The organism is Magnetococcus marinus MC-1 (genome assembly GCF_000014865.1).
In the GTDB taxonomy this organism is placed as follows: domain Bacteria; phylum Pseudomonadota; class Magnetococcia; order Magnetococcales; family Magnetococcaceae; genus Magnetococcus; species Magnetococcus marinus.
In genome coordinates this window covers 1,407,518-1,434,439 of record NC_008576.1, presented here as the reverse complement: position 1 = coordinate 1,434,439, position 26,922 = coordinate 1,407,518, and the positions used below count along the sequence as shown (strand labels likewise).

The window sequence follows — 26,922 nt, the reverse complement described above, 5'->3', positions numbered from 1 at the left end:
CCCACCACTACACGCCCCAATCATGGGTTATCAAGCAACCTACATGGTTATATTTTTAGACGCAAAATCAACCCTTTTCAAAACAACAAAAGCCCAGGCTCGTTAAAGGCGCGTGCTCCGACTATATTTAAATGCCCGTATATTTGACAAGAACTTTTGCACCATCCTCCCTTTCAACCTTTCATGAACAAGCAACATGCGCAACAGCCCCACCCCTACCCCGTTCATCCTATCTGCCGAGCGCGGCTGGCATAACTGAGTGCCTCCATTACCCCTGCCCATCTTCAGCGCGGGCCAGCACGCTTGCTTTTTTGCCCAAATCGAGGCATGTTCAAACCACACAATCGCAACCGCCTTTCACCAAGAGCGCTCAATCGCCCTGATATTGCTTACATAAGAGTGTGCACTATGGACCAGGCTGGCAAAGGGTATTGGAACACCCTGCACGATCATAAATCTTTACAGGCTGTTGCAAACCCAAACAAACCCGGTCTTCGCAACCATCAAGTCCGTATGCTGGACCAATTTTTTCGTCCACTGTTTGAAGGGGCAACCCCTGACCAGCAGCTGTTAGAGATTGGTTGCGGCAACTCAGCTTGGTTACCCTATTTTCACCAACGGTTTGGTGTGGCGATTTGCGGCCTGGACTATTCGGAAAGCGGTTGTGAACAAAGCCGCGAAATTTTAAAACGGGAAGGCGTGACGGGAGAGATCTTTTGCCAGGATATGTTCAACCCACCACCTGAATTGCTGGGTCGTTTTGATTATGTTATCACTTTTGGGGTCATTGAACATTTTACCGATACCCCGCATGTGATTGAAAGTTTGAGACGTTATGTCAAGCCCGGCGGCCTGCTGATCTCCATCATTCCCAATATGCAGGGTCTTACGGGCCTGCTGCAAAAATGGGTCAATCCCGAGATTTACGCGGTGCACATCCCCCTCGGAGTTGAGCAGGTCAAGCAGGCCCACCCCCCTGAGCCGTGGCAGTTGCTGTGGTGCGACCACTTTATGGTCATCCACCTAGGTGTGGTCAATTTTGGTGCGGGTGTTTTGAGTTGGCCCTGGCGCTTGGTCAAACGTCTTTGCCAAGCCACCACGGTGTTGGGTTGGGGGGTCGAAAAAATACTCCCCCTCACCAGCAACCGCTGGAGCTCCCCTCACATTATCGCTGTGGCACGACGCAAGCAATAAGCCCCCCACTGCACAGTTAAACCTTCTGCGCTTAAAGCAGACCACCACAAGCGAGCGCCACGGCACTCTATACTCGTAGGCTAGAGCCACCGCAATCATGCTCATTGGACAACTCAACCGCCCCCACATGGAGACAGGTTATGGCCACCATCACCCCATTTCCAACCTAAAATGGGCTCAATCGCTCATCAGTTAGGCGGTTTGGCCGTTGGCCAACAAAAACTTTCCACACGATTGCGGCCCTGATTTTTTGCGCTATAGAGGGCTTCGTCCGCACGTTTGAGCACGCTCATCGCACTCTCCTGGGCATGACGCATAGCCACCCCAAAACTGCTAGTTTTTTTTACCAACCGAGGGGAAATCATGGCACTCAATGGCCACCCTTAATTTTTCTGCCAAAACCATCGCGCCGTGGCGGTCGGTTTCAGGACAGCTCATCAAAAACGCCTCCAAGCATCAAATTTTCAATGCTTGGAACGCCGCTAAAGCTTGCGCCCTCGACGCTGCTAAATCCACCAGCGGCTCAGGATAATCCTGCCCAAGCCGAACCCCTGCTTGGCGCAAGATCGACGCTGGGGCCATCCAGGGTTTAAACAGGTATTGATCCGGCAGGTTGGCAAGCTCGGGCACAAAGCGTCGGGTGTAGGTGCCATTACGATCAAATTTCTCCCCCTGGGTAACGGGGTTAAAAATACGAAAATAGGGTGCCGCATCGGCTCCACATCCCGCAACCCACTGCCAACTGGCACTGTTGATGGCAAGATCATAGTCAACCAGACAATCCTTAAACCAAGCGGCTCCAGCCCGCCAATCCAGCAACAAATTTTTCACTAAAAAAGAGCCAACCAGCATGCGCACTCGGTTGTGCATCACCCCAGTCTGCCACAATTCACGCATACCAGCATCGACGATGGGTATGCCTGTCTGCCCTGTTTGCCAACGCCCCAATGCCACCTCATCCTCCAGCCATGGAAAATGATCAAACTTCGGCTGAAAATTTTTATGGGGAAGCGAGGGAAAATGAAAGAGTTGATAATAGGCAAACTCGCGCCATGCCAGCTCACTGCGAAATTTATCCACAGAGTGCTCATCTGCCTTGGCGTGTTCCAAGCCATACCAAACTTGGTTGGGGGAAAGCAGCCCATATTGTAGTGCGGTAGAGAGTCGGGATGTGCAATCACGCCCGGGAAAATCGCGCCCTTGGTCATAACAAGCAAGGCCATGGCTTAAGAAGTGCTCAAAACGGGTTTGTGCAGCCTCTTCACCCATGGACCAGATCCCATGCCATTTTTTATGCCACGATACATCCCCCAAAAGCAGCGCATCCAGGGCTTGCATAGAGGGTGCAGGCGCGGCAGCAGGCAGGGTCGCCCATGTCACCGTGGGGGGGGCATCCATGGGCTGACGTGGGACATCCTGAACCAGACAACCACGACGATAATAGGGGGTAAATACCTTATAGGGGGTCTTATCGGCTTTTAAAACCTGCCAAGGCTCCCACAGTAAAGAACCATTAAAGCTCCTCACCTGAAGCCCTCTCTCTATGAGGCTCTGTTTGATGGCGCGGTCGCGCTTGATCGCCTGAGGGGTGTAGAGGCGATTCCAATAGACCCCGGTTGCCCCCACAGCATGGGCCACCTCAGGCAGTAAGCGGGCAGGATCGCCCACATAACAGCACAGCTTGCCTTGGAGATCTGCATTCAAAGCGGCCAGCGCTTGCTGCAACCCCCAGCGCCATGCCCCACCGCCCCCCTCTTGCTGGTTATTCTCATGAATATAAACGGGCAGTACCTGCCCCATGGCCGTAGCGGCCAGGAGCGCAGGGTTATCACTCAGACGCAAATCCCGCCGAAACCAGACGATAACCGTAGGGCTATGCTGTACCATGGGTCGACCCCCTCAGGATTTCCAGGCGGTTGCACGGGATCTTGTGAGCAAGAACCGCGCGATGCTTACGCTTTGCACCATAATGACCGCCTTAAAAGTTATCGTTATGAATACCAAATACCCGTTCCCGATCAATCTTGAGATAATCCGGTTTAAAATTGGGCGCGGATTGGGGGATGCATGGCCAGCGCCGAGATTATCCAACGCAACCGACCCGCCGAAAAAAGGCTGACATGTTGGCCAAATGTTCAGGGTTATCCCATTTTTCGGTCTCGATGACCTAAAGACCGTTTATTTCTCCCCTGCGCAAACACGCCTCTGCACATCGAGCAGCCTCAATCCCAATTGAGCAAAGCCAAGCCTGCACCCTGACGCAAGATGCGGCTCTCACGGTAGGACTTAGGGGTTATGCTGAGCTATCGGTAACGAATCTTGGCGGCCAAAAGCTGACTGGGATATTCAACGACCCTAAAGAAGACATATGAAGCCATGATACTAGCCGCCGTTGCAATAAACACGGCCAGCCACTGCTCCCAAACCGAATCCACAAAACGAATAGCAATATTGATCACACGCCCACCAATGGGTACATGTAAGAGATAAAGGGAGTAGGAAATGGTTCCTAAAAAGGCCAACCAGTTAATACGTGGAAAAGGAAGTTGAACAATAATCCAACTGCTGAGGGCAAGAATCGTCAAAGCAATACCTGACGCGCTATAACAATAGATGGTGAGTGGTACCACGAACCATCTATTTTCCACGGTACTCGCCAGCCCACTATAACGACGGAAAGCCAGAAGCCCAAACAGAAAAAAATGCCAGTACTGTGGCAAAAAATGTCCACCCCAATATGACAACACCAATGGCAATAAAAGGGTTACCCATAACCCCAAGCCCCTTCCTTGAATAAAAGGCAAGGTAATCATAATATAAAGATAGTATTGAAATTCGATGGCTAAAGACCAATAAACGGGATTGAGCCAAACTTTATCCATAATTTCTACTAAATAAAGAAAATGAGGGGTAATTTGTGCCCAGTCTAAAACAAAAGGAGAACCTTTAAAAGCTGGATGCATGGAAGAGAGACTATTAAGAATCAGAATAGAGACAATACTTAATAAATAAGGCGGCTCAACTCTTGCCAACCGTTTCCCTATAAATGCCCAAAGGTGGCGCCAATGATATCCAGCCCGATGCATACTCAATGGCACAATGAAGCCAGAGATAACAAAAAAAATCTCAACCCCCGCCCAACCATGGTTCCCAAGAGCGACTAACCAACCGCCATAAGCTGCAAAAATTTCATTACCATGGGTAAAATGAAACCATGCTACGCTCAATGCCGCAACGCCGCGTAGCGCATGCACAGCATGGAGATGATGTTTGGAAGTAGAATCAGGTAGAGACACAAGGAGGCATCCAAAACCAGTTGCACGGTTATGATACGGCATACCTTCCTGAGGGCAGGACGATGCCAGCAAAGTTCTTAGTCTTAAAACTTTTTAGGCACAGATGTGCCCTCATCTCATTGACCTCTGACTTGGAAAAATCAGCGTAACCTATCCGGCATTAAAGCCATGTGGCATCGTTCATTGAGTATGGAGGCTTTTTGGGCAAGAAAAAAACAGAAATGGCGCGCTCTGCTGACTTACCCAGCACCTCTAACCCATGGAGACCATGTGCCAAGGCAATGACCATCCTTAAAACCATGCCACAAGCACGTTGGTGAGCCTTTCTAACCGCCCATCCACATCCTGTTATCGACAATGACATGGCCTATACGATCTTGAAGGGTATGCACCGCTGTAATCTTCAAGGGCTGCGGATATCACACCTTTATCTGTCCAGAACATGCCAAGTTCGGTTGGTGGAATCCTTGGCCACTAGGGGTCGGTTATGACCAACAGATCAATCCATTTCCCGCCGAAATTTTGTTTTATAATCTTGCGAAAACACATGTTTATAAACCCGAACCATATCTCTGATCGTGGCAAGGATATTGGCCCACGTGGTAGCACTCCCGTCACCAAAATTACGGGGAAAGGTCTGGATGCCGACCTCCCCCACAGGGTACCCCATCAACATGCTCTTAATGGCCAATTCAGCCCCGATAAACGGACTGTTGGATGTTAACTCCACATCTTCAAGAATCCTTCGATTGACAATGCGCAAGCCGGTAGAAATATCGCGGAACGGGGTCCGAAACAAAATACGTAAAAGGATATTGTAGACCCAAGAGATAAAAATACGCCACGCGGAGTAAATTTTCTTATAGCGGAAGGTGATGATCAGGTCATAATGATTGATCAATTTCAATAGATGTAAAAACTCAAACACATCGTATTGATCATCCCCATCGACCATGCAGATCCAGTTGTGTTTTGCTGCCTTTAATCCTGTTCGAATAGCCGCACCATAACCCAAATTTTTCGGATGGTGGATAACCCGAATTTGAGGATATTTTATAGCGAGCGCATCGGCCAACTCACCGCAACGGTCGGGTGAGCCATCGTTTACGATAATAATTTCATAGGGTCTTTCCAACTCTCCAAGCATGGCTAATGCTTTATGGGCCATCAGCTCGATGGTCTCTTCATCTTTATAAACGGGGAAAAACAGGCTTATACCTTCATCTTCGCACGGCATGGGCAAGACCCTTCTAGACTGAAAAACTTTAGTCAATGCAGGATGTTTGAAAAGATGGAAGCTCTGGTGTTGAAACGCTCCCTCGCATCTTACATTGATCGCCTAACGATTAATCCACTCTTGGATAACTGAAAACGCCACCATTCTGTTTGGCCGCTCACCACGACAGAATATCTCGGTGGATATGAGTAAACATCAAACACCCTCTCCCTGCGCGGTAGCGCCAGAGGGAGGGTCCTTTATATTGGCTGGGAAGTCGGGCTCTTTTCCTTCCATTCATTCATGACATGCATTACCATGAACTTCCAATCGCTCGAAAAAACAAAAAAGCGCGATCTCCCCCCGTAGGCGCGTTTCTACGGCCTTCCAAACCCGTAATAAGTTGAAACAAGCAAAATTCATGCAAGTTAGATCAACTCCGTTTGTCACGTATACCCAGTGTGACCCCATTGAGGGCCAACATCAGCGACCAGATCGACTTGTGCAGTTGGAAAGCGTTGATCCCCAGAGACAGCGAATCCCCCGTGGTGGCGGATACTCCTATGTCCCGGCCAGTTTTGGATCTAACACGCTTAGCCAGGAGATGGTTCGGTTTGATCGTTTTTTAGCCTTCGACAAACAAAAGGGCACGGTCACTGTCGAAGCAGGCATGCCCTTGGAAAAACTGTTCCACTGGTCCATATCCAAACGGCTATACCTTAAAGTACAACCTGGTTATCCGGGCATTACCATTGGTGGTTGTATAGCCGGTGATGTGCACGGGAAAAACCCTGCAAAAGATGGCACCTTTCGCCAATGCGTACGAGCGCTGACCCTGTGTTTGGCAGATGGTCAAACCGTTTGTACCAGTCCTGAAGAGAACGCTGAGCTGTTCAACGCAACATGCGGTGGCCTAGGGTTGACGGGCCTGATTATAGATGCCACGTTGCAGCTTAGCCCTGTGATCTCGGACAGGGTTGAGATCCAGCCCGTGGTTGTTAGAACCGCTCTCGAATCGCTGGCTCTGCTGCAATCGGCCCAAGAGGTCGACTTTGCCTATGCTTGGCATGATGCATCACACCATCGCAAACCGTGGGGTAGAGGTGTTTTTTATCGCGGTTCTTGGTGCCGTAAGGGAGAAGAGTTACCAATACCCTCTAAATCCGAGGAATTTTTTCAGCCATTAACGGCGCAACAACGCTGTCGGTTGCCCTTTGCTCTTTGGAATCAATGGTCAGCTTCGGTCATCAACGGTCTCTATTATACCCTCCAAACACGCCATCTTGACCTGCGGATCACATCTCTTTATGCAGCCCTCTTTCCATTCGTTGCCAATCCTTGGTATCACCGCTTATATGGAAGGCCCGGCTTTACAGAGATCCAGCTTCTTGTTCCCTGGAACAAGGCAGAATCCTTTCTGACGGCTCTCGAACGGCTTGTTCAATCAACCTCTGCTCCCATCATGCTTATGGCGATGAAAGGGTTTGAAGCACCTGCCTCGTATCTCCGTTTTGCTGAATCTGGCATAGCGGTAACGTTGGATCTTATCCCTTCGTCTTCTAATGGCCTTTTTTTTGAAAGGCTGGATGCCCTTGCCCTGGAACATCTGGCACTACCCAATATTCTTAAAGATAATCGCCTCAGCATGGAAATGGTGCAAAAGGCCTATCCTGGCTACGCCCCTTTCAGGCAGGTTATCCACCACATTGATCCGACCCGGCGTTTTCAGTCCGCCCTGTCGCAGAGGTTGGGACTATGACACAAATGATTGTCGGCGCATCGGCTGGACTTGGTCGCGCCTTGGCTGAACACTATGCGCAAAAGGGTCATCCGCTACTGCTGATTTCATCCGATTCCCGCGATTGTGAACGGATGGTTGCAGATCTGTCGTTACGTTTCGGTGTGCAAGTACGCTATTTTGCCCAAGATCTTTCTAATGGAGATTGGCCTTTTTCCGCCATTGAAGCACGGTTGTCCGAGCTCCCCCCGTTAAAAGGGGTGCTACTACCCGTTGGTTTTACCGACGATGCCGACCTTCTGACGATCGAACCCAAACAGCTTGAAAAAATTCTGCGCGTCAATTTTACTTCAGTTGCTATGTTTATTTCCCATTTTCTACCGCACCTTCGATCAACCCCCGGTTCCAAAATTGTGGCATTTGGCAGTATTTCCTCCATACGGGGACGGGGGCGCAACATCATCTATTCATCCGCCAAACGAGCCTTGATCAGCTATTTTGAAAGTCTTGCCCATGGGTTAAACGATCAAGGCCCCGCTGTGTGGCTGATTAACGTCGGCTATTTAGCAACCAACCAATCTTTCGCGCAACGCACCCTCCTCCCCCCTCAGGATCCTCACCAACTGGCTAAGCTGGTACAAATGTTGCCTTCCAATCGTTCAGGCATACGTTTTTGGCCAGGATATTGGCGTTGGATTGCCCTGATTCTGAGAATGATCCCTTGGTTTATCTATAAAAGATTATCTTTTTAAATCCTTAAAAATCAACATGATCTTACTCAGCAAAAGGGGCCGGTGTAAGGGTCTCCCTGTCATAGAAGGATAAAAACAAGTTGGCAAAGGGCGCCATTTCTGTTTTTTCGCCTGAGCGAGGTTATGTTCATCTCTTTCCGGTAATGCACATCCAGCTATGGGGGCTTTGCTCTGCTGTCAGGCACGCACGCGCAGACAACGCTTGGCATGCCAGTAAGCGATCCTGTTTGATGATTTTAACACCGGGAACGAGGGGAAAAAGATCCGCCCTCTTCCCCGTTCATACAACAACGCCCAATGCGTTCCATAAACTTTCCCGCATCGCCATACAAATGATTTACGCCGTCCGTGAGACCCTAGCCCACACTGGCGCAATCACGCATCACCATTGGAATGAGATTCTTCTTAAAGCGCTTGATTGGAGGCCTTAATCACTATGGATACGACTCGTCATTATTGGCATAAAATCAATTGGATTACCGCTTTTGGCATACCGTTTGTTTTGATCTTATGGTTGCTTCGCTTCGATTCGATTTTGCTCTCTGGAACCCCTTTATTGGGTATGACCACCGGCTTTGAATATGATGCGGTGCTCTCCATTTGGCAGCTCAATCATGGCGACCCTTTGTTTAGAAATCCTTTTGATGCCCCCTTTAACAGGGCACCTTTCAACTGGCTTTTTTTCTATTCGTATGGAAATTTTGTTCATTTTGCCATGGAAGTCTGGGGACTGAACGAGGCATGGTTTTCCACCATAACCCGTTTTTTTACAATGATAGGCTCTTTGGTGGGGCTAGCTAGCCTGACCATCGGACTTCGGCTGATATTACCCCAAGATCAATCGTCAGGAAAATGGTTAAGCTTTTCATTGGCCTGCCTCCTTTTCCTAGGCCCTCTGCACGGTTTTTGGTCCTTCACCACCCGTCCCGATGTTTGGGCTTCGGCGATGGAATGCTTAGCCCTTGTTATGTTTATGAAATATATTGAAAAAAAACCCGTTAAGGCGGTTTTTTTAGCGGCACTATTTTGTTATTTAGCTTGGTCTTTCAAGCAGGTAAGCATAACCATACTGATGACCATCGGACTATATCTTTTGTGGAATCGTCAGTGGCGACTGGCGCTTATGCTAAGTTTGTTGTCTATAAGCATGTGGGCGACCACCTTTATGATTGGTGGCCAGAGCTATATGCACACTGTCTTTTTCAGTGAAGACCAGAGCATTTTACTCTTCCCTTTTCGTCACGGCATTGACGTGCTGATCCTGTATACGGCTAAATATTTCCCGATTGTCGGTATTTTTGGGTTGCTATTGGCACTCGCGGCTATAAATCGCGGGTTTTATGGACGCAAGATAAGCTCCAACATGCCTTTTCCAATGTTGTTAATCACAGGCTCCGTTCTATCCACAGTGCTCTGTTTTATCGCGTCCATGCAATCTGCTTCCAGCGATAATTATTTTTTCCCCTCGGCTCTATTTTTGACCATGACATCCGCAGCCCTGTTTCAAGCTTATGCAACGACGCCACAGTTTCACACGCTCATTATTGGGGGGTATCGTGTTTTTTGGGGAATATTTATTCTCCTGTTGTTGCTCGTATTATTTGGCCTTCGGGGTAAAACCAACATCCAAGAGGAGCATCGTTTTTTAACAAAGACGATGGCCTGCTTACAACCCTATGACGCGCCACGGTATTTGCAAATCCAGAAATGGCTTTCGTTACCCTGGTTGAGTGGTGAAGGTTTTATTCCGTGGTGGGCCTATTATGAGAGTCGGCACCTTAATCCAGACAAATTTGAACATAACGGCATTGGTGGACTGATTGAACAGGGCTATTTCAAGACCCTTCTACTTTCGCCGGAAGTTCGGAACCAGTATGATCTTGGCAGCCTTCACAAGTACCAGAGGACCAACATCACCTGTGGGGGGGATAGCGTATGGGTAAAAAAGCCAGACAGCCCATAGTCGAACCCTTGTTGAACCAATTTGCACCGTTCGAGATTAAAACGCGCTTGGGAGAAATTCGATGGACAATCTTAAGGAACTCTATCAATACCGTTTTTCCCCCCAGCAGTTAAAGGTTAATGAGGGGCTTTGGGCTACGCTGTGTGAAAGTTTTTTTCAGCGTTTTGTCAAACCGACGGATGTGGTGCTGGATCTGGCTTGCGGTTATGGCCATTTTAGCCGCAACATCAAAGCTGGAAAAAAGTATGCTGTTGATCTTAATGCCGATGCTGCACATTACCTTCCACCAGAGATTCAATTTATCCACACGGGTGCCACAGCCCTGCACGAGATACCAGATGATTCTCTCGATGTTGTCTTTACGAGCAATTTTTTTGAGCATCTGCCAGATAAAGCCGCTATGGATAAAGTGCTCCAGGAGGTTTGGCGTGTTTTACGGGTAGATGGTACTTTTATGGCCTTACAGCCAAATTTGCGCTATTCAGGTCCACGCTATTGGGACTATTTTGATCACCAACTGCCGCTAACCCACCTTTCTTGCGCAGAGGGTTTTGCAAAAAATGGCTTCCGCGTCACTACGCTATACCCGAGGTTTCTACCTTGGTCAACACAGACGAGGTTGCCGAAATTCCATTGGATCATTCGCCTCTATCTCCATTTACCATGGATTTGGCCCCTAATAGGCAAGCAGTTTTTTATCCTAGGCACCAAAAAACAGGGCGACCGTTAGGGCATTCCCCCCCTTTATTAGGATGGATGACCATTTCACCGCCTGGCTGCGTTTCTTAACGGTTCTTGCTGAACAATATTTCAGCATAGTTTCAAATGGTTATCCTGATCATGACACCATTAAAGTCACGGCTTCAAAATTAACTCAGGTACTTGTTTTAAAATATAAGCGCCTACTTGGCGGCTGCCATAGATGTTCAGATGATTGGCGTCCCGGTATAAGGTGTATCCCCCTTTTGACATGCTGCATAGGCCTTCTTTACAAAAAATGGGATACAAATCAACGTAGCGGACCCCGTGTTCCTTATTTAACCTGTTTAAAGCATGATGAAAAATGCCACGTTGAGCCTCTATTTCAGCGCGGTTAATTTGACATAAATCGTACCTGTTTTTGGTGTTTTTATTTTGGTAAACACAAATATCTGGCCTCACTTTAAAACGAGGCACATCACCGAGCAGGACAACCTGTTTACCGCTCTTTTCCAAAGCAGAAATAACCGCCAAAAAATTATCGTATAATGATGTATCTACGGTTTTGAGTCTGCCCACAAAATGCATTGTTAAAAGAACGGTTTGGTTGCGATGGTTAAGTAATAGCTCAGAAAAAATGGCTGAAAAATCTTTACTGCTAAGATAGGGCTCCATATTTTGTATATAATAGGCAATATTTCTACCTTTTAAAGCCTCTGCCAACCCCAAAAACAGGTGTTCAGCATGGGAATCCCCTAGCAAGACGATATCCACTTCGCCCTCTTGGGATTGTTTGCACCGCATGTAACCTTTATGGTAGACAGCATGTTGTGCAATCTCATGCTGGGGACAATCAACAAATTGTTGATCCATTAAGGTAAAGAAAGGTTCTTGTCCTAAATCCCCTTCCAACACCTTGTCAAATCGACCCGGAAAGCCCTGATAGGTATGTCCCACAAGACCAGTTCCAATTAAAAACAATGAGAAAAATAGGGCAATATAAAAAAAGTGGCGTCTAATGATCAAGCTTCCGTTACGGGCCGGTAACTCAATATACTTCCATGAAAAAAATGCTAACATAAAGGTGAGGGTTAGCGCCAAACAAACTTCCAAATAATTTAACGATAAATTGTTATTTTTATGCCGTATAAATGCAAGTATAGGCTGATGCCAAAGATAAGTACTGTAGGATACGATGCCAATACCAACAAACAACCGGCTACTCAAAGCGGTTTTTACCCATGTCTGCTCTTGAGCAAACAGAATGACGAGTGCCGCACCAACCGTAGGGATAAGCGTTATTAAGCTCGGCATTGGTGTGGACTTGTCAAACATAAAGAGCGCATAAAGGATTAATACAAGACCAAACAGACTCAAAAATTGATGGTTGTTAAACGTTGGCTTGGTCGGGTTTTTGAGGGGGTAAAAAGCACAGAGTGCGCCGAGCAAAATTTCCCAACCACGTGTCGGTAAAAGAAAAAAGGCCGCTGTTGGCCGATAATCTATTAGCCAATGGGAACCCATTAGGGAAACGATGAATAACACAGCCAAAATGGTAAATAAAACTTTTTGACCAAACCGCCAGGTTAAAATGATAAACAGTGGAAAGAGTATATAATACTGCTCTTCTACGGCTAAACTCCACGTGTGTAAAAACGGTTTAAGCTCTGCTTCTGTATCAAAATAACCACTTTCAAGACCAAAGAGAATATTGGATGAAAAAGTTGAAACAGCAACCAAACTATCAGAAAACTCCTCAAGATATTTTGGCATTAACCATGCCCATGCCAAGGGAACCGAAATAATCATTACAAAAAACAGTGCAGGCAAAATACGTCGAGCCCTGCGTTCATAAAAGCTCAAGAGTGTAAATTTATCGGCCTGTATTTCATTGAAGATAATGGATGTAATGAGGTAGCCACTAATGACAAAAAAAACATCAACGCCCACATAACCGCCGCTAAACGCCTCTAAACCAGCATGAAACAGGAGCACAGGCACCACTGCAACAGCCCTTAAACCATCAATTTCTGGACGATATTTCAAGTTTTTCCCTTATGTTTATAAAATCCGTTCCCCAAAAAAACCAATGCAAACGCTTGGCGGCGATTTCCCATCTAACCACGGGCACACGCATTTTTCTAGTAAAGCGATGAGGTAATCCCCCTTTTTTAGGGGCATTCAAAAGCAAAGTTAAGCAACCATGGTTCATCTCTGGCGAGGCGTTATACCTCCCGTGGCCATATTAGGTCTTTCATGGTTATAACGCCATAATCATAATGGCGCCAGCTCCTGGAGCTCTTCGATAGAGGTGAACAGATACGGGCACAGCCAAGCGTAGCGAACCGTTTGCTTATACCTCTCACTATAAGCATGCTGCCGTGCCTTGCTAGGCTAAAGATACTCATCTGAACACCTCTCCTCTACGCCCATTCAATAAGTGCTACGCGGGTCTCTTCATGACGACTGTCGCAACGTATCACCAAAGGCTTTCCCCGCCATTCGATGATCTGTGCGAATGTCCGAATAAGCCACGCGGCCGGTAGTGATAGATCAACCTCGATACCAAGCCCCTCACGGTTAATATCATCAATAACGTTTAGCAACCTGAAGATAACTCCATCCGACAAGGGGTAAATCACGGCAAGGGTGTCTACATTTTGGTACACCTCAGTGGTGATATGGCTACATTTTAACGGACACTAAAAATGAGGGAAAATGAGGCCTCACACAGAAAGGTGTCCCATGAGCAGAAAAGCCCCTACAGCCTACGTCCAAGAATTTAAAGATCAGGTGCTCAAGAATGGTAGAGCAGTCTGATAAATCCATACCTGAGATTGCAACGGAGTTTGGCATATCCGCTAAGAATATTCATAACTGGCACCGACGGTCTAGTAAGAAACTAACCAGTAGAGATAGCCGTGAAATCTATAGCTGCTAACCTTCTTGATCGTCCGTTCAATATGGAACGCCCTGATAACGCCTATGTTGTTGATATCACGTATATCCCGACCAAGGAAGGCTGGCTCTATCGAGCTGTTTGGATTAATCTTTATTCAAAAGCTGTTGTGGGTTGGTCTATGGCAGACCATAAGAAAGCAGAGTGGGTAACTGACGCTTTACGCATGGCCGTTTTCAAGCGCCGTGCAGAGGCCGGGCGGATTGTTCACAAAGTATGAGTCGTCGTGGCAACTGTTGGCATAACGCGCCAGCAGAAAGCTTTTTCCACACGCTCCACGTTGAGTTGGTTTCTTCCTGTGACTTTAAGACGCGAGATGAGACTAAACAGTTAACCTTTATTAATATATTTGGTCTTTTATAACCTTAATCAAAAACACTCTTCAACCGGCTCTATGAGCCCTTTTCCGTACGAAACTGGGTGGCTCAAGTCCGCAAAAAACTGTCTGTTTGTAACCGTTCAGAGACCCCTCGTTCAGTGAGGATGTTCACCGTTTGAGAAGGAGTCAACTGCCGGGAATAGCGCCAATTTTGTTTGACCATGGCAAAGAATATCCTTGACACGATTTTCGTCGAAAATGTGAAATTTCAGAAGGAGAGTGCGATCCGATCTGTTTTGCCCATCAAAGCCTTGAGGAGAGTTCTGGCGGGTTTTCAGCTGTGGCGCCCACCCCGGGTACGAGCGAATTTTTGCGCTGGATCCAATGGGGCGCAGAAGCGCAAAAATCTCTTCCTGGAAACCCGTGTTATCATGTGTGCGAGGATTCATTCACCGGCGATGATGTGGTGCGCGAACCATGAAGCTTTCAGATCACGACCTGCTCCAGATTGATGAGGAATATCTCTCCTCGCTATCGTCTGCAGAGTTACTGGCCGTCAGCCGGAAAATGTTGGAGGATCTCAAGGAATCTCGTGAGCGTTTGAACCGAACACCCGACAACAGCTCCCAGCCGCCCAGCAGTCGTTCGGCGTACCTTGGGATTCCAGTTGAGCAAGACGAAACGCTTTCGGATGAGGATGAAGAGGACGTTTCGCCGGTGGAGAAGAAGGGAACCGATGATGCGGATGGAGATGATTCACCAGGGCCATCCGGCAGTTCTACTCCCTCTGCTCCAGGAAAGGGTAAGTCGGATTCCTCAGGCAAGAAGCCGAAAGGCAGGGCTGGGAAGCCAGTTGGGGCCAAGGGATTCGGCAGAACGCAGATAATTCCGATTCGGAGTACCGTGGTTCATCGAGCGGAAACGTGTGCTGCCTGCGATGCTGCCCTTCCCTTGGATGCTCGATTTACAGCTCGAATCGGCTATGTGACCATCGATCTGATAAGGGGTGCCCCGGATCAGCCTGGATTGAGGCTAGAGGGGACCAAGCACCTTTTTGGGGAAGTTGCCTGTAGATGCGGCCATATTTCATGTACCGGTCCCGGCACAGGGGATAGACTTGAGATTGCAGGACGCAAAACCGCAACCAGTTTGAGTGAATGGCGTATTGTCGGCCCCATGTTGGCTGCTTTCATTGTTGCGCTCGCAAAACGGATGCGGTTGTCTCGCTCCAAGGTTCAGGAGTTTTTGATCGATTGGTTCGGCCTGGAGTTGAGTGTCGGGACCATCGACAATTGCATACGTGAAGTCGGACTGGCTGCCGCCCCTGTTCAGGATGAACTGATTGCCGAACTTCGTGCATCCGCTCTGGCTCATGTAGACGAAACGCCTTGGAAGCAAAAAGGTCAAGCTTTGTGGCTCTGGGTTTTCGCGACGGCAAATACGGTCTTGTTTTGCGTGGGACGCCGGACTCGACAAATGGTCCTTGATATCCTGACCGAGGAATATGCAGGCTGGCTAATGAGCGATGGACTCATGAACTACCGGATTTTCTCCAGGCGGCTGCGCTGCTGGGCGCACTTGATCCGAAAAGCCAAGGGGTTGTCGACAAGCCTGGATAAAGAGAGCAAACGATTCGGCTCCAGGGTATTGGAGGTCCTGGAATACATGGTCGAAGAGGTCAAAGATGGATCGGATCCGCCAGCTGCCGAGTCGATTTTGGAAGAATTCCAGGGATACTGCGAATTGTACAGAGATTATCCCCCGTCCGAGAAAGTTCGCAGCCTTGCCGTTGAGCTTCTCAATGACTGGGATGTTATCTGGCAACCTGTGAGAGTTCCAGGGCTGCCGCTGACCAACAACGATGCGGAGCGGGCTCTGCGCCACTGGGTCATTGCGCGTCTGATCAGCCACGGAACTCGTACGGCAGAAGGGAGTCGGGTATTGGGTGTGCTGGCTAGCGTCATCGAAACTTGCCGATTGCGGAACGTGTCTCCCTGGGACTATCTTGCTGAGGTGATTGCTGAACGGAGAAAGGGAAACCTCGTACCGCCGTTACCGGCTCCAGTAGCCGCTTGATATCGGGGTCTCTGAACGGTTACGTCTGTTTTGGTGTTGCCGCATCAAGCACCGGAAAGCGGCTTAAAACAACCGTCACAACCGCTCGCCAAAAGGGGTGTCACAGCATGCATTCCAAGCCAAAAGCTATGACACACATTTGGACACCCCTCCATAAACACTAACGGTGCTACTGTGCCGTCCTGGCGAGACGCAGCCCGAGGTTGTTGCTCCTGTCGCCTGGGTCATCACGGTCGCGACTGGCACAACGCACATTCTTGGCACTGTAGTACCAGGAACCACCACGACTCACGCGGTAAGAACCGTTCCCCTCATAGATTGGATTGTGCTGTAAGCCACTGCTGTAGCTGCCGAAAACATCCTGGACCAACTCCAACACATTCCCGCTCATGTCATGCAGACCAAGACCATTGGCAGCCTTACTCCCCACGCGGTGGGTCTCAGCCCCAGAGTTGCTTTTGTACCACGCCACAGAGTCCGCACTGGATGATCCAGAATATTTCTCCTTCTTTCCACCACTCCGACACGCATACTCCCACTCTGCCTCACTGGGCAACCGGAACCCCCCCTGCCCCTTCGAGTTCATTTTAAGGATGAACTGCTGCGCATCGTTCCAAGAAATTTCCTCTACAGGATAATCATCCCCCTTCTTGGAATCGGTCGAGTTTAAACCCATCACAGCACGCCACTGACCATGCGTCACTTCATATTTGCCCAACCAAAATCCATCCAGGGTGACCTGGTGTAGTGGCTTTTCGCTTGAACGGCCATCATCGGAACCCATCTGAAAACGGCCCCCAGGCACCCACACAAACGCCATCCCAACAGCGGGCTCTTTGCACACGGCCCCTTCCACAGGGTGTTTAAAACAATCTGGGGCAGGCATCTTCACGTCCCTCTCAGCCGCCTGAGCACTGACTGCCCATGCAACCCCCATCACCACCATACACATCACCTTCACTCCATACACCACGCTTCCCTCCATTCGTTTTTCGTCCTGATCCATTGCCCACCGCATATCGTGCTATTTCCCTTTGATCTTAATGAAGATTTAATTCAGGCACCAAACAGACATCCCCCCCTACCCTGCTTGGTGGAGATCCGCTTGCTATGCTTCGACAAAATGCAGGCCCCACAGCCAGATCGATGCATAGGTGACTTCAACACCCAAAATTGAGCAGAATCTTTTCACATCTCTGTGACTTAGAGTTAAACGGTGATAGAAATATCAGCGCTTTAAGCACCAGCCAACCGTTACTTCACGCACTAATTCTCACGGAAATCACTCGGACCGTCCAGCGAATTCGACCTCTTTTGGACCAAAAGCGAGGCTGCTGTTGCGCAGTAAGCGTCCAGCAAACCGCAGGGCACCCCTTTTCAGACCGGACTTTCTGTTTAAAAAGCGTGTAAAGAATTGATGTCAAGCTGTAATTGACTTGAACACGGTGCGCGTCACTGGACACATTAAGGCGAGGTGCTGAGTAGCCGGAAGGCCTCCTGCTGTAGGGGGGTGATGTTAGCAAGCATCTCAAAAGGTTTACCAGTCGCGGGCTCCCATTGGGCACGAACAGTGTTACGGGTCAAGGTGGCCAATTGCTCCAGCAGGGTGCTGAAGCTCTGCAAGGCATGGTCTTGTCAATCGGCATTGAAATTTGACCCCCCATCAGCGCACAAAATTGACTGGACCGTACCAACCCTGAAACGAGAATTCTTGGAAATTTTCGTGTGCTTTTTCAATAAGGTTTGGGAGTCGTTCGGTCAGGCGGGGGAAACTCGGAAGGCGGGGCAAATGGCTGTCGTTGCTGTATAATCAGCCGTGGTCGGAAATGCTCTCAAAATAGCCGCCCGGTGAACGGTTTGGTCCGGGGTTCGATCCCAGCGAAAAAGATCGTAAAGCACGATTCTGATCCGACCACGCCTTGAGCGGGGTCATGGGGCTTCCCTTGCGGGTCGCCGATGGTCAGGGGATACCCCGTCCGTGGCGGCCCTCCATGAGAGCCGTTCCAAAATGTAGGCGCTGGCCATTCCCTTGGCTTTGCAGCCATTTTTTCAAAACAGCGCAGCGGTGGTTTCAACGTCGATGGACTCGTTCTTCTCCCTCCTTTGGGTCCTGATGGCCCAAATTTTCAGCCCTCGGCATAACGCCCAGATCCGGTTGCTCAAAGCTCAGATCCGCATCCTCCAGGCTCGGGTGCCGACCCAGAGGATCGCGCCGTCGCCAGAGGAGAAGTCGGAACTCCTCCGCCTTGGCGCGGCCTGCGACCACAACGTCGCCAACCTCATGAAGGTGGTCAAACCGGCAACCTACCGCCGATGGCTCAACCAATCCAACAAGGGCCAGCCCTTCAAGCCCCTTGGCCGCCCCCGCCTGACCCAGGAGTTGAGGGACACCGCCATCCGCATGGCCAAGGAGAACATCTTGTGGGGCTATCGACGCATCGCCGGTGAACTCAAGAAACTGGGCCTTTATGCCGGGGCCACCACGGTCAAACGCATTCTCTCCGAGGCCGGCATTCACCCTACCCCAGAGAAGGAAAAGAAAAAGCCTCCCCTGGATTGGATGACCTTCATAGCGGCACACATAGAAAGTATTGTGGCGACGGACTTTTTCTGCAAGGTGCGACCTTAAGTCGTTGTATAAACAGTTGAACAGGAAAGGACAATTGATTCAACCCGATATTCTGCTATCGGTAACCTACCTGGACATGCATGGTGAGCAATCACATGTGTGAAGCTCCAGGGACAACGGTACTGTCACCTGCCACCAAGCCGTGAGGTATGATGTGGCAACACTAAAACGGACAGTGTTTTACGCGGACTTGAACCACTCTATTTCGTACTGAGAAGGACTCATATAGCCGATGGATGAGTGCTTGCGCTTTCGGTTATAAAAGACCTCTATATATTCAAAGATGATCTGTTTAGCCTCATCGCGTGTCTTAAAGTCACAGGATGAAACCAGTTCAACTTTGAGAGTGTGGAAAAAGCTTTCTGCTGGTGGTCGAGTAGACCGAGGGAATTTCACCCTCAGCCTCTCACAGAACCGTACGTGAACCTCTCAGCTCATACGGCTCTTGTCATCCAGCCCTGATATTTCCAATGCGCAAACAAAGATGGCTCTCTCTGGGCAACCCCTTTGAGCCACTTGTGCGCTCGGGTCTTGTGCCCACGGAGTTTCTTGAACTTACGCATTGCCCAGAAGGCAAGAGCGGTGTTTATCCGGTCCAATACAGAGTGCATCTCCGATCGACAGAATCGGCCATAATAGTTTATCCAACCTGTGATCACTGGATTTAAACGTCTTGCCAGTTCCTCAATAGAGTGCTGGCTCCTCGCTTGGAGCTTCCACTCCCGCCGAATGGTCTGCCGTAGAGATTTCGAAGCTTTCCGACTGATTGCCGGACTAAAGCTTACAAAAAGCTCTCCACGGTGGTTGCGTGATGACCTTGGACGAAAGGTATAGCCCAGAAAATCAAAGCTCTGACACGTCCACTCCCCTGACCTACGAGAATCTTTACAATAGACAACTCGCGTCTTTTTGTCGTTGAGAGACAATTTGCAGAGCTTCAAGCGCTGTTCAATCCTCTTCTTGATCCACTGCAACTGCTTCAAGGAACGGCAATGCACGACAATATCATCGGCATAACGCTCAAAATGAATGTGAGGATAATTCTCCTTCATCCACTGATCGAAACCAAGATGCAGAAAAATGTTTGCAAGCAGAGGGCTGATTACACCGCCCTGGGGGGTTCCCATCTCCCGATGAAGGATGGTCTCATCCTGTAGTTGAACATCTGCTTTTAACCACCTCTCGATGTAGAGCAGAACCCACTTACAATCTGTAAACCGCTTCACCGCACGCATTACCAATGCATGATCCAGTTTATCGAAAAACTTGCTGATATCCAGATCAAGCACCCAGTCATCCCGCCAACAGCGCTGGCGGGCCTGTCTAACGGCATCCAAAGCTGAGCGATTGGGACGATATCCATAGGAGTCTTCATGGAATTTTGGCTCCACCAATGGCTCCAGATATCGTTTCACAACCGCTTGCGCGATACGATCACCAATCGTCGGAATACCCAGCCTGATGGGGCTACACTTTAACGGACACAAAAAATGAGGGAAAATGAGACCTCATTCAGAAAGGTGTCCAATGAGCAGAAGAAGTCCTAAAAATTTTGCCCCAGAGTTCAAAGAGCAGGTGCTCAAAATGGTAGAGAGCTCTGACAAGCCCATACCAGTGATTGCTGAGGAGTTTGGCATATCAGCTAAGAATATCTACAACTGGAGAAAGCGATCTCATGAGAAGCTAACATCCAGAGATAAAGATGAAATATTAGAAGTGAAAGAAGAAAATAAGCGCCTTAAAAAGAAGCTGGCTCAGCTTGAGGAGGAGCAGGCGATATTAAAAAAGGCGTGTGCGTACTTCGCGAGATCCCTTCCGTGAGGTACGCCTTTATTCAAGCTCATAGCAAAAGCTACTCTGTCGAGTCTTTATGCCGTGTTCTGGATGTTTCTCGTAGTGGATTTTATGGCTGGCTTAATCGAACCAGTACGAGTAAGGCTGAAGAGAATCAACTGCTTGAAGAGTGGATAGCAGAGATTTTCAAGGTGAGTCGATCAACCTATGGAACACGGCGTATACGCAAAGCGTTAAATGAGCATGGTGTACGAGTGAGTCGCCGACGCGTCTCCAGAATCAAGAGGAAGCTTGGCTTGGTTTGTAAAGCTCAGAAGCGTTATAAGGTTGTAACGACAGATTCAAATCACGCACTGCCTATAGCGCCTAACCTTCTTGATCGTCAATTCGATACGGAACGCCCTGATAACGCCTATGTTGGTGACATCACATATATTCCGACCAAGGAAGGTTGGCTTTATCTGGCTGTTTGGATTGACCTTTATTCCAGAGCTGTTGTCGGTTGGTCTATGGCAGACCCTATGAAAGCAGAACTGGTAACAGACGCTTTACGCATGGCCTTTTTCAAGCGCCGCCCAGAGGCCGGGCTGATTGTTCATAGTGATCGTGGTAGCCAATATGCATCTGAACTCTTGAGAAAATATCTGGATGAAAGAGGCTATACACAGAGTATGAGTCGCCGTGGTAACTGTTGGGACAACGCACCAGCAGAAAGCTTTTTCCACACTCTCAAAGTTGAACTGGTTTCATCCTGTGACTTTAAGACACGCGATGAGGCTAAACAGATCATCTTTGAATATATAGAGGTCTTTTATAACCGAAAGCGCAAGCACTCATCCATCGGCTATATGAGTCCTTCTCAGTACGAAATAGAGTGGTTCAAGTCCGCGTAAAACACTGTCCGTTTTAGTGTTGCCACATCAGCTGCCACAGATCGCAGGACAGAGAGCAAGCTCTCGCCACCATTCCCTGACCACTCCACCGTCATACCATTTGGGAACTGAATCCGGCAGACCCCTGCTGAAGACTTTGAACTCAATTCCAATCGCTGAAAACGTCGCTTGCCTGATCCTGACTCTTCCAGAAAACCCATTTGCGTCAGCTTGCGCTTCCAAAAATACAACGATGGAAGGCTCAGCTTATGGACTTCAGCGTACTCCTTAATGGTGCCGACCTCAGAACGACAACTGCGTAAATGATCCAGCCAGTACCGCTGCTTCTCACTCAGCACAGACGCCTCAATTGATTTGTCTTCCATGTTCGCCTCCTAAAATTTTGAATTTCAGAAAGCGTGACATACCTTCAGATCAAACTGAACCCTGGGGATAAATGGGCGCTTACATTCCATGGGGCGATTGACCCTCAATATGTTGCTCTCCTTTGCCCAGTATGAACGAGAAGTCACCGCCGAGCGGATTCGGGATAAATACGCTGCATCCCGCAAACGAGGCATCTGGATGGGTGGTCACCCCCCGTTGGGCTATGACGCACAGGATCGTAAGCTGGTCATCAACGCTGAAGAAGCACAGCAGGTCCGCCTTGTTTTTAAACGATTCATCCAGATGGGATCTGCCACGCTGCTGATTAAGGAGTTGACCGAGCAGGGCATCACCTCAAAAACACGCCAACTCGCTGATGGTCGGGTCAAAGGGGGGAAACCCATCGATAAGGGCACCCTCTATAAAATCCTCAATAACTGTGTCTATCTGGGAGAAGTGGCCTTCCGAGGGGAGGTCTACCCTGGTGAACATGCCCCCATTATTGAACAAGATCTGTGGGACAAGGTGCAGAGCATCCTGAAGAGTAACAAGCGCAGTCGCAGCAACAGCAGCCGCAACCAGAGCCCGGCACCACTCAAGGGCATCATTCGTTGTGGTCATTGCAACCGCGCCATGCGGCCTACCCACACCCGCAAGAACGGCATCCAGTACCGCTACTACCTCTGTATGACCGCTTCCAAAAATAGCCATGCCGATTGCCCTCTGGCTTCTGTTTCCGCCCCCCAGGTTGATGAGGGGGTATTCAAGAGGGTTCGCCAGATCATTCAAACACCGGAGATCATCACCCGAGTCTGGCGGCAGGCTGTACATACTGATTCTGACATTCGAGAACAGGATGTCACCATGGCGTTGAAAAAGATCAACCCCATCTGGGATGAGCTTTTCCCCATCGAACAGAACCGCCTGCTCAGCCTGTTGGTGGAAAATGTCATTCTCACTACCACATCCATGGAGGTGAGGGTCCGAGTCGACGGGATAACCAGTTTGGTAGCGGAACTATCCCCAGCAGCCAAGGCAGAGGAGGTCATTCAATGAAGGGCAAACTGAGCCAAGACCGCAAAACCATCATTTTCAAAATCCCCATGCGTTTTCATCGTCAGGGCGGCAAACGCATGGTAATCCTGCCAGAACATGAGCAAGCCCGCCAGGAGATGACCAATCCTTCCGAGGATCCCATGCTCAACGCCCTGAAAAAGGCCCAGAAATGGCAGAAGATGCTGGATAAGAGCGAAACCATGACCATTGCCCAACTTGCTGAACGTGAGGGCGTAGAACGCTCTATGATGGCTCGGGTCCTACGGCTCACCATCCTGGCCCCAGATATAATTGAGGCGATTCTTGATGGTCGTGTACCAGAGACATTCAGCTTGGAGAGTCTGCGGGAAAGCATTCCACTACTCTGGTCGGAACAACGGGAAAAGTGGGGGTTTACACTGCTATACAGTTGACTTATCAATGAAATTGAATTTTATCTTCATCCCAGTCTACGCTTGCATAGAGCTCGTTCAGCATACTGGCTAGCCCATCAAAATAACCCCAGCCAATACCATGCGCATCATTCACAACTTGTTCCAGCCTTGGGATATATTCATCGTGAACATTAGGATCTGCCTGTTTTATCAGTTCTGACGCCTTTTCAAACATGGTCTCAACTGATGTGTAAAAACCTTCATTAATATCACCGAAATCCACTGTGTAGCTGTTTGCCCGCTCGACGAAAAACACCATCAACTCCAGATGCCCCAACAGATCATCAGGGCGGGATTTTTTGTAGTTGCTGATCGCCTTCTTAGCAACTGCAATCTGAATTGGTCGGTTGGAGTAAATATCAGGATATACAGCATCATCTATGATCTGCTTGTATGGCTCCAGCCTACCCGCTGTCTGATCAATCCTAGACTCAAGAAAGTGTTTATTGTCCTTATTTAATGAATAAAGCTCGCCAACTAATTTAATCAGGTCCTCATGGTTTTGCCCCTGCAGAGCAGCCTTGATATCTCTCCAGGTGAATTTCGATTTCTTTGCACCCACAGCACGCCCTCACTTCTCAAGTATTGGGAATCATATACCCAGTATGCTTTCCCCCATGTCCTTTTGCAACGATAGGCCCGAGGCTGGCCAAACAGTGAGGTCGGACACTCCCCCGACCTCACAGCTCTTTTTCTGAAAGCTTCAGAACTCTCTGTTTTTGGATGATTTTTCAGAGGTCGGCTTTTATTCCTACCTACTTTTGGCTACACGAAGGAAACCGCAAACCGCCAAAAATGAGCATTTTTTGTAAGACGCAGTTTCAGATAGAGAAATTGAGAGAGGTCGGGGTGTGAGGTCGGGGTGGCCGCCGACCTCACGTTTTTGAGAGAAGCGGCCATTTGAGAGAGATTCGGCAGAAATTGAGAGGGGCCGACCTTAAGGTAGAGAGGGCACCATTCAGCAAGGCGCACTCCTAACCCTTGGAATCATTGCCAAATTCCTGGCACAAAAAAACCGGCTTAAGAGCCGGTTTTTCGTCAGAGAGTCTTCCCTGAAAGTATCTTGGTGGAGCCAGGCGGGATCGAACCGCCGACCTCTTGAATGCCATTCAAGCGCTCTCCCAGCTGAGCTATGGCCCCATATCGTCCGAGAGCCCGAATATTAGACAGTTTCTAACATGCGGTCAACCGTTTTTTTTGACTCTCGCTAAAATTTTCTACAAATACACATAATCTCTTTGTTTTTTATAAGATTAAACGATCTTCAAACACATTAATCAAACCCCCTTCCCACCCTTTTACCCACCAATCCACCCCTCTCCCGCCCCCTACCCCAAACATCCGCTCAACCCTTGCACTCTACCCTGGATTTTTCTTACAAACATGCTAGCTTATTGCTTGAACTTTGTTACCCTTGCAAAGACCCATTACCGTTTAACTGCATGGCACCAACGCCCATGGAGAATCGAGATTGATTCAGCCCTCATTTGAAGCGTTTCAAACGCTCATGACCCAAGGCAACCTGATCCCCGTCTACCGGGAAATCATGGCCGACCTCGACACCCCCGTCACCGCCTACATGAAAATCGCCGCGCAAAGCCAATACAGCTTTTTGCTGGAATCCGTACAGGGCGGCGAAAAGTGGGGACGCTTTAGCCTTATCGGCACGCAACCCAAAGCTCTGTTCGAAGTCAATGGCAACACAATCTCCTATCACGACCTGCACAACGGTACCGTGACCACCACCCAGAGCGACAACCCTACCTTCGCCCTGCGAGAGATCATGGCAACCTACCAACCCGTACCCACCGACAACCTGCCCAGCTTTGGCGGCGCTGTGGGTTATCTGGGCTACGATACCGTGCGCTACTACGAACACCTGCCCGATGACAACCCCGACACCCTAGGCACCCCAGACGCCCTCTTTATGCTCAGCGACCAGCTGTTGGTGTTTGACAACCTCTATAACAAACTCAAAGTGGTCGTCAACGTCCACCTAACCGACGAGAGCGACCCCCGCGCCTGCTACGATAAAGCCTGCGAACAGATTAATCGGCTCATCGCTCTGCTGCGGGCACCCATGCCGCCCCTGCCGGATACCCGCACCAACACCCCCTTGACCGAGGCCGATTTTACCTCCGAAATGAGCCGAGAAGCCTTTGAAGAGGCCGTGCGCAAAGGTAAAGAGTATATCTTCGCCGGTGATATTATGCAGGTGGTGCTCTCCCAACGGCTCTCCGTACCCTTTAACCACGATCCGCTGGCTCTCTACCGGGCATTGCGCATGAGCAACCCCTCGCCCTATCTGTTTTTACTCAATATGGGACAATTTTCCCTGGTCGGCTCCAGCCCCGAAATTCTGGTGCGTCAAGAAAAAGGCATTGCCACCGTGCGACCCATTGCCGGCACCCGCCCGCGCGGTAAAGACGAAGCCGAAGATCTGGCGCTAGAAACCGAATTGCTGGCCGACCCCAAAGAACGCGCCGAACATATTATGCTGGTAGACCTGGGCCGTAACGACATTGGCCGCATCGCCGAAATCGGCTCCGTCAAGGTCACAGAACAGTTTATTATCGAACGCTACTCCCACGTTATGCACATTGTCTCTAACGTTGAAGGGGTTTTGCGTAAGGATCTGGACGCCTACGATGTGGTGGCCGCCACCTTCCCCGCGGGCACCCTTAGCGGTGCCCCCAAAATTCGCGCAATGGAGATCATTGATGAGCTAGAGGTCTCGCGCCGTGGCCCTTACGGTGGGGCAGTCGGCTATTTTGGCTATAACGGGTATATGGATCTGGCCATTACCATCCGTACCGCGATCCTCAAAGATGGACGCCTCTACATTCAGGCTGGGGCCGGTATTGTCGCCGATTCCGTGCCGAGTAAAGAGTATGAAGAGACCATGAATAAGGGCCGCGCCATGTTTCGCGCGGTGGAACAAGTGCAAAAAGGGTTGGAGTAATACCATGCTGTTAATGATCGACAACTACGACTCCTTCACCTTTAATGTGGTGCAATATTTCGGCGAATTAGGGGCCGAGGTGGTGGTGCACCGCAATGACAAAATTACCGTGTCACAAATCGAGGCCCTCAATCCATCGCGCATCTGCATCTCGCCCGGCCCCTGCACCCCCAGTCAGGCCGGGGTAAGTCTGGAGACCATCCTCTGTTTTGCCGATCGTGTGCCGATTTTGGGCATCTGCCTGGGCCACCAAGCCATGGGACAAGCCTTTGGCGGTAAAGTAATCCGCGCACCCTACGTGATGCACGGTAAAACCTCCCAGGTATTGCATGATAATCGCGGTGTTTTTAAGGGGCTCGCCAACCCGCTGACCACCACCCGCTATCACTCCCTTATCGTCGAACGAGAGAGCCTGCCAGAGTGCCTGGAAATCAGTGCAGAGACCGAGGATGGTTTGATCATGGGGCTACGCCACAAAACCCTGCCCATCGAGGGTGTGCAGTTTCATCCAGAGTCCATTTTAACCCAGCAGGGCCACGATCTGCTGCGCAATTTCTTAGAGATGTAAGGAGTAAG

At 49.4% G+C, this 26,922-nt stretch carries 21 protein-coding genes, 1 tRNA gene and 4 pseudogenes; 13 read left to right on the top strand and 13 right to left on the bottom strand.

Features of this window, described 5'->3' with window-relative positions; all coding sequences use genetic code 11:
* Nucleotides 1–408: 408 nt before the first annotated feature.
* Nucleotides 409–1,194 (top strand): SAM-dependent methyltransferase, encoded by a 786-nt coding sequence (locus tag MMC1_RS19695; protein ID WP_049757626.1) that lies wholly within the window; start codon nt 409–411, stop codon nt 1,192–1,194.
* Between the two features lie 188 nt (nt 1,195–1,382).
* On the opposite strand, the gene MMC1_RS21095 is transcribed toward MMC1_RS19695, so the two are convergent.
* The 4 genes from MMC1_RS21095 to MMC1_RS05835 all read right to left on the bottom strand — a co-directional run bounded on the left by MMC1_RS21095 (nt 1,383) and on the right by MMC1_RS05835 (nt 5,727).
* On the bottom strand, nt 1,383–1,559 hold the full coding sequence (locus MMC1_RS21095) for a diguanylate cyclase domain-containing protein (protein ID WP_081436216.1): 177 nt from the start codon (nt 1,557–1,559) through the stop codon (nt 1,383–1,385).
* Nucleotides 1,560–1,650: 91 nt separating this feature from the next.
* Entirely contained in the window at nt 1,651–3,081 is a 1,431-nt protein-coding gene (locus tag MMC1_RS05850; protein ID WP_011712812.1) for a cryptochrome/photolyase family protein, read from the bottom strand.
* 416 nt (nt 3,082–3,497) lie between these two features.
* The gene (locus MMC1_RS05840) at nt 3,498–4,490 is read right to left on the bottom strand and encodes an acyltransferase family protein (protein WP_041640871.1); all 993 of its coding nucleotides are present in this window, start codon (nt 4,488–4,490) and stop codon (nt 3,498–3,500) included.
* A gap of 499 nt (nt 4,491–4,989) precedes the next feature.
* The gene (locus MMC1_RS05835; protein WP_011712810.1) at nt 4,990–5,727 is read right to left on the bottom strand and encodes a glycosyltransferase family 2 protein; all 738 of its coding nucleotides are present in this window, start codon (nt 5,725–5,727) and stop codon (nt 4,990–4,992) included.
* A 400-nt stretch (nt 5,728–6,127) separates the two neighbouring features.
* Here MMC1_RS05835 and MMC1_RS05830 point away from each other — a divergent pair, with 400 nt between their 5' ends.
* The 4 genes from MMC1_RS05830 (at nt 6,128) to MMC1_RS05815 (ending at nt 10,889) form a co-directional block, all read left to right on the top strand.
* Entirely contained in the window at nt 6,128–7,465 is a 1,338-nt protein-coding gene (locus tag MMC1_RS05830; protein ID WP_011712809.1) for an FAD-binding oxidoreductase, read from the top strand.
* Nucleotides 7,462–8,196, top strand: coding sequence for an SDR family NAD(P)-dependent oxidoreductase (locus MMC1_RS05825; protein ID WP_011712808.1), 735 nt, complete (start codon nt 7,462–7,464; stop codon nt 8,194–8,196). The genes MMC1_RS05830 and MMC1_RS05825 overlap by 4 nt, the downstream gene beginning before the upstream one ends.
* Nucleotides 8,197–8,632: 436 nt before the next feature.
* On the top strand, nt 8,633–10,159 hold the full coding sequence (locus tag MMC1_RS05820) for a hypothetical protein (RefSeq protein WP_041640867.1): 1,527 nt from the start codon (nt 8,633–8,635) through the stop codon (nt 10,157–10,159).
* 61 nt (nt 10,160–10,220) lie between these two features.
* Entirely contained in the window at nt 10,221–10,889 is a 669-nt protein-coding gene (locus tag MMC1_RS05815) for a class I SAM-dependent methyltransferase (protein ID WP_011712806.1), read from the top strand.
* Between the two features lie 125 nt (nt 10,890–11,014).
* Here the strand turns inward: MMC1_RS05815 and MMC1_RS19690 are convergent, their stop codons facing one another.
* The 3 genes and pseudogenes from MMC1_RS19690 to MMC1_RS22520 form a co-directional block, all read right to left on the bottom strand.
* Nucleotides 11,015–12,904 (bottom strand): acyltransferase family protein, encoded by a 1,890-nt coding sequence (locus tag MMC1_RS19690; protein WP_011712805.1) that lies wholly within the window; start codon nt 12,902–12,904, stop codon nt 11,015–11,017.
* A 162-nt stretch (nt 12,905–13,066) separates the two neighbouring features.
* A pseudogene (locus tag MMC1_RS22525) lies at nt 13,067–13,237 on the bottom strand (integrase core domain-containing protein); the annotation flags it as partial.
* An 82-nt stretch (nt 13,238–13,319) separates the two neighbouring features.
* A pseudogene (locus MMC1_RS22520) lies at nt 13,320–13,488 on the bottom strand (IS3 family transposase); the annotation flags it as partial.
* A 300-nt stretch (nt 13,489–13,788) separates the two neighbouring features.
* Between MMC1_RS22520 and MMC1_RS21090 the strand changes: the two are divergent.
* Nucleotides 13,789–14,298 (top strand): annotated as a pseudogene (locus MMC1_RS21090) (DDE-type integrase/transposase/recombinase); the annotation flags it as partial.
* Nucleotides 14,299–14,613: 315 nt separating this feature from the next.
* A complete protein-coding gene (locus MMC1_RS05800) occupies nt 14,614–16,212 on the top strand; it encodes an IS66-like element ISMasp4 family transposase (protein ID WP_011712803.1) in 1,599 nt (532 codons plus the stop codon).
* Nucleotides 16,213–16,381: 169 nt separating this feature from the next.
* On the opposite strand, the gene MMC1_RS05795 is transcribed toward MMC1_RS05800, so the two are convergent.
* The gene (locus MMC1_RS05795; RefSeq protein WP_041642032.1) at nt 16,382–17,098 is read right to left on the bottom strand and encodes a formylglycine-generating enzyme family protein; all 717 of its coding nucleotides are present in this window, start codon (nt 17,096–17,098) and stop codon (nt 16,382–16,384) included.
* A gap of 1,227 nt (nt 17,099–18,325) precedes the next feature.
* Between MMC1_RS05795 and MMC1_RS05790 the strand changes: the two genes are divergently transcribed.
* The gene (locus MMC1_RS05790; protein ID WP_011712801.1) at nt 18,326–18,841 is read left to right on the top strand and encodes a helix-turn-helix domain-containing protein; all 516 of its coding nucleotides are present in this window, start codon (nt 18,326–18,328) and stop codon (nt 18,839–18,841) included.
* 180 nt (nt 18,842–19,021) lie between these two features.
* Here the strand turns inward: MMC1_RS05790 and MMC1_RS21080 are convergent.
* Nucleotides 19,022–19,210, bottom strand: a pseudogene (locus MMC1_RS21080) (IS3 family transposase); the annotation flags it as partial.
* A 65-nt stretch (nt 19,211–19,275) separates the two neighbouring features.
* Complete coding sequence (gene ltrA / locus MMC1_RS05785) at nt 19,276–20,328, bottom strand: group II intron reverse transcriptase/maturase (RefSeq protein WP_011712800.1); 1,053 nt, start codon at nt 20,326–20,328, stop codon at nt 19,276–19,278.
* A 40-nt stretch (nt 20,329–20,368) separates the two neighbouring features.
* Here ltrA and MMC1_RS05775 point away from each other — a divergent pair.
* A protein-coding gene (locus tag MMC1_RS05775) for an IS3-like element ISMasp3 family transposase (RefSeq protein ID WP_085987171.1) occupies nt 20,369–21,528 on the top strand; the annotation gives its coding sequence in 2 pieces (ribosomal slippage) (nt 20,369–20,621 and nt 20,621–21,528; 1,161 coding nt in all).
* Here the strand turns inward: MMC1_RS05775 and tnpA are convergent.
* Nucleotides 21,495–21,893: an IS66 family insertion sequence element accessory protein TnpA gene (gene tnpA / locus MMC1_RS05770; protein WP_011712798.1), complete on the bottom strand. Its 399-nt coding sequence runs from the start codon at nt 21,891–21,893 to the stop codon at nt 21,495–21,497. The two genes, MMC1_RS05775 and tnpA, sit on opposite strands and share 34 nt — an antisense overlap.
* A gap of 88 nt (nt 21,894–21,981) precedes the next feature.
* On the opposite strand from tnpA, the gene MMC1_RS05765 reads away from it, so the two are divergent.
* Nucleotides 21,982–22,950 (top strand): recombinase family protein, encoded by a 969-nt coding sequence (locus MMC1_RS05765; protein WP_011712797.1) that lies wholly within the window; start codon nt 21,982–21,984, stop codon nt 22,948–22,950.
* Nucleotides 22,947–23,363, top strand: coding sequence for a hypothetical protein (locus MMC1_RS05760; protein ID WP_011712796.1), 417 nt, complete (start codon nt 22,947–22,949; stop codon nt 23,361–23,363). Before MMC1_RS05765 ends, MMC1_RS05760 begins: the two co-directional genes overlap by 4 nt.
* 4 nt (nt 23,364–23,367) lie before the next feature.
* Here MMC1_RS05760 and MMC1_RS05755 read toward each other — a convergent pair whose 3' ends face one another.
* On the bottom strand, nt 23,368–23,946 hold the full coding sequence (locus MMC1_RS05755; RefSeq protein WP_011712795.1) for a hypothetical protein: 579 nt from the start codon (nt 23,944–23,946) through the stop codon (nt 23,368–23,370).
* A 502-nt stretch (nt 23,947–24,448) separates the two neighbouring features.
* Nucleotides 24,449–24,524: transfer RNA gene (locus MMC1_RS05750), tRNA-Ala, on the bottom strand.
* Nucleotides 24,525–24,855: 331 nt separating this feature from the next.
* On the opposite strand from MMC1_RS05750, the gene trpE reads away from it, so the two are divergent.
* Nucleotides 24,856–26,346, top strand: a complete 1,491-nt coding sequence (gene trpE, locus MMC1_RS05745; RefSeq protein ID WP_011712794.1) for an anthranilate synthase component I — start codon at nt 24,856–24,858, stop codon at nt 26,344–26,346.
* A gap of 4 nt (nt 26,347–26,350) precedes the next feature.
* Entirely contained in the window at nt 26,351–26,914 is a 564-nt protein-coding gene (locus MMC1_RS05740; RefSeq protein ID WP_011712793.1) for an anthranilate synthase component II, read from the top strand.
* Nucleotides 26,915–26,922: the final 8 nt, after the last annotated feature.

What these genes read in the sequence shown, in the direction of transcription:
- MMC1_RS05795 (WP_041642032.1), bottom strand. Translation starts at nt 17,098, where the DNA reads ATGCCTGCCCCAGATTGTTTTAAACACCCTGTGGAAGGGGCCGTGTGC.
- MMC1_RS05825 (WP_011712808.1), top strand. Translation starts at nt 7,462, where the DNA reads ATGACACAAATGATTGTCGGCGCATCGGCTGGACTTGGTCGCGCCTTG.
- MMC1_RS05815 (WP_011712806.1), top strand. Translation starts at nt 10,221, where the DNA reads ATGGACAATCTTAAGGAACTCTATCAATACCGTTTTTCCCCCCAGCAG.
- MMC1_RS05820 (WP_041640867.1), top strand. Translation starts at nt 8,633, where the DNA reads ATGGATACGACTCGTCATTATTGGCATAAAATCAATTGGATTACCGCT.
- tnpA (WP_011712798.1), bottom strand. Translation starts at nt 21,893, where the DNA reads ATGGAAGACAAATCAATTGAGGCGTCTGTGCTGAGTGAGAAGCAGCGG.
- MMC1_RS05800 (WP_011712803.1), top strand. Translation starts at nt 14,614, where the DNA reads ATGAAGCTTTCAGATCACGACCTGCTCCAGATTGATGAGGAATATCTC.
- MMC1_RS05740 (WP_011712793.1), top strand. Translation starts at nt 26,351, where the DNA reads ATGCTGTTAATGATCGACAACTACGACTCCTTCACCTTTAATGTGGTG.
- MMC1_RS05835 (WP_011712810.1), bottom strand. Translation starts at nt 5,727, where the DNA reads ATGCCGTGCGAAGATGAAGGTATAAGCCTGTTTTTCCCCGTTTATAAA.
- MMC1_RS05850 (WP_011712812.1), bottom strand. Translation starts at nt 3,081, where the DNA reads ATGGTACAGCATAGCCCTACGGTTATCGTCTGGTTTCGGCGGGATTTG.
- MMC1_RS05790 (WP_011712801.1), top strand. Translation starts at nt 18,326, where the DNA reads ATGGCCCAAATTTTCAGCCCTCGGCATAACGCCCAGATCCGGTTGCTC.
- MMC1_RS05765 (WP_011712797.1), top strand. Translation starts at nt 21,982, where the DNA reads ATGGGGCGATTGACCCTCAATATGTTGCTCTCCTTTGCCCAGTATGAA.
- MMC1_RS21095 (WP_081436216.1), bottom strand. Translation starts at nt 1,559, where the DNA reads ATGATTTCCCCTCGGTTGGTAAAAAAAACTAGCAGTTTTGGGGTGGCT.
- MMC1_RS05760 (WP_011712796.1), top strand. Translation starts at nt 22,947, where the DNA reads ATGAAGGGCAAACTGAGCCAAGACCGCAAAACCATCATTTTCAAAATC.
- MMC1_RS19695 (WP_049757626.1), top strand. Translation starts at nt 409, where the DNA reads ATGGACCAGGCTGGCAAAGGGTATTGGAACACCCTGCACGATCATAAA.
- MMC1_RS05830 (WP_011712809.1), top strand. Translation starts at nt 6,128, where the DNA reads ATGCAAGTTAGATCAACTCCGTTTGTCACGTATACCCAGTGTGACCCC.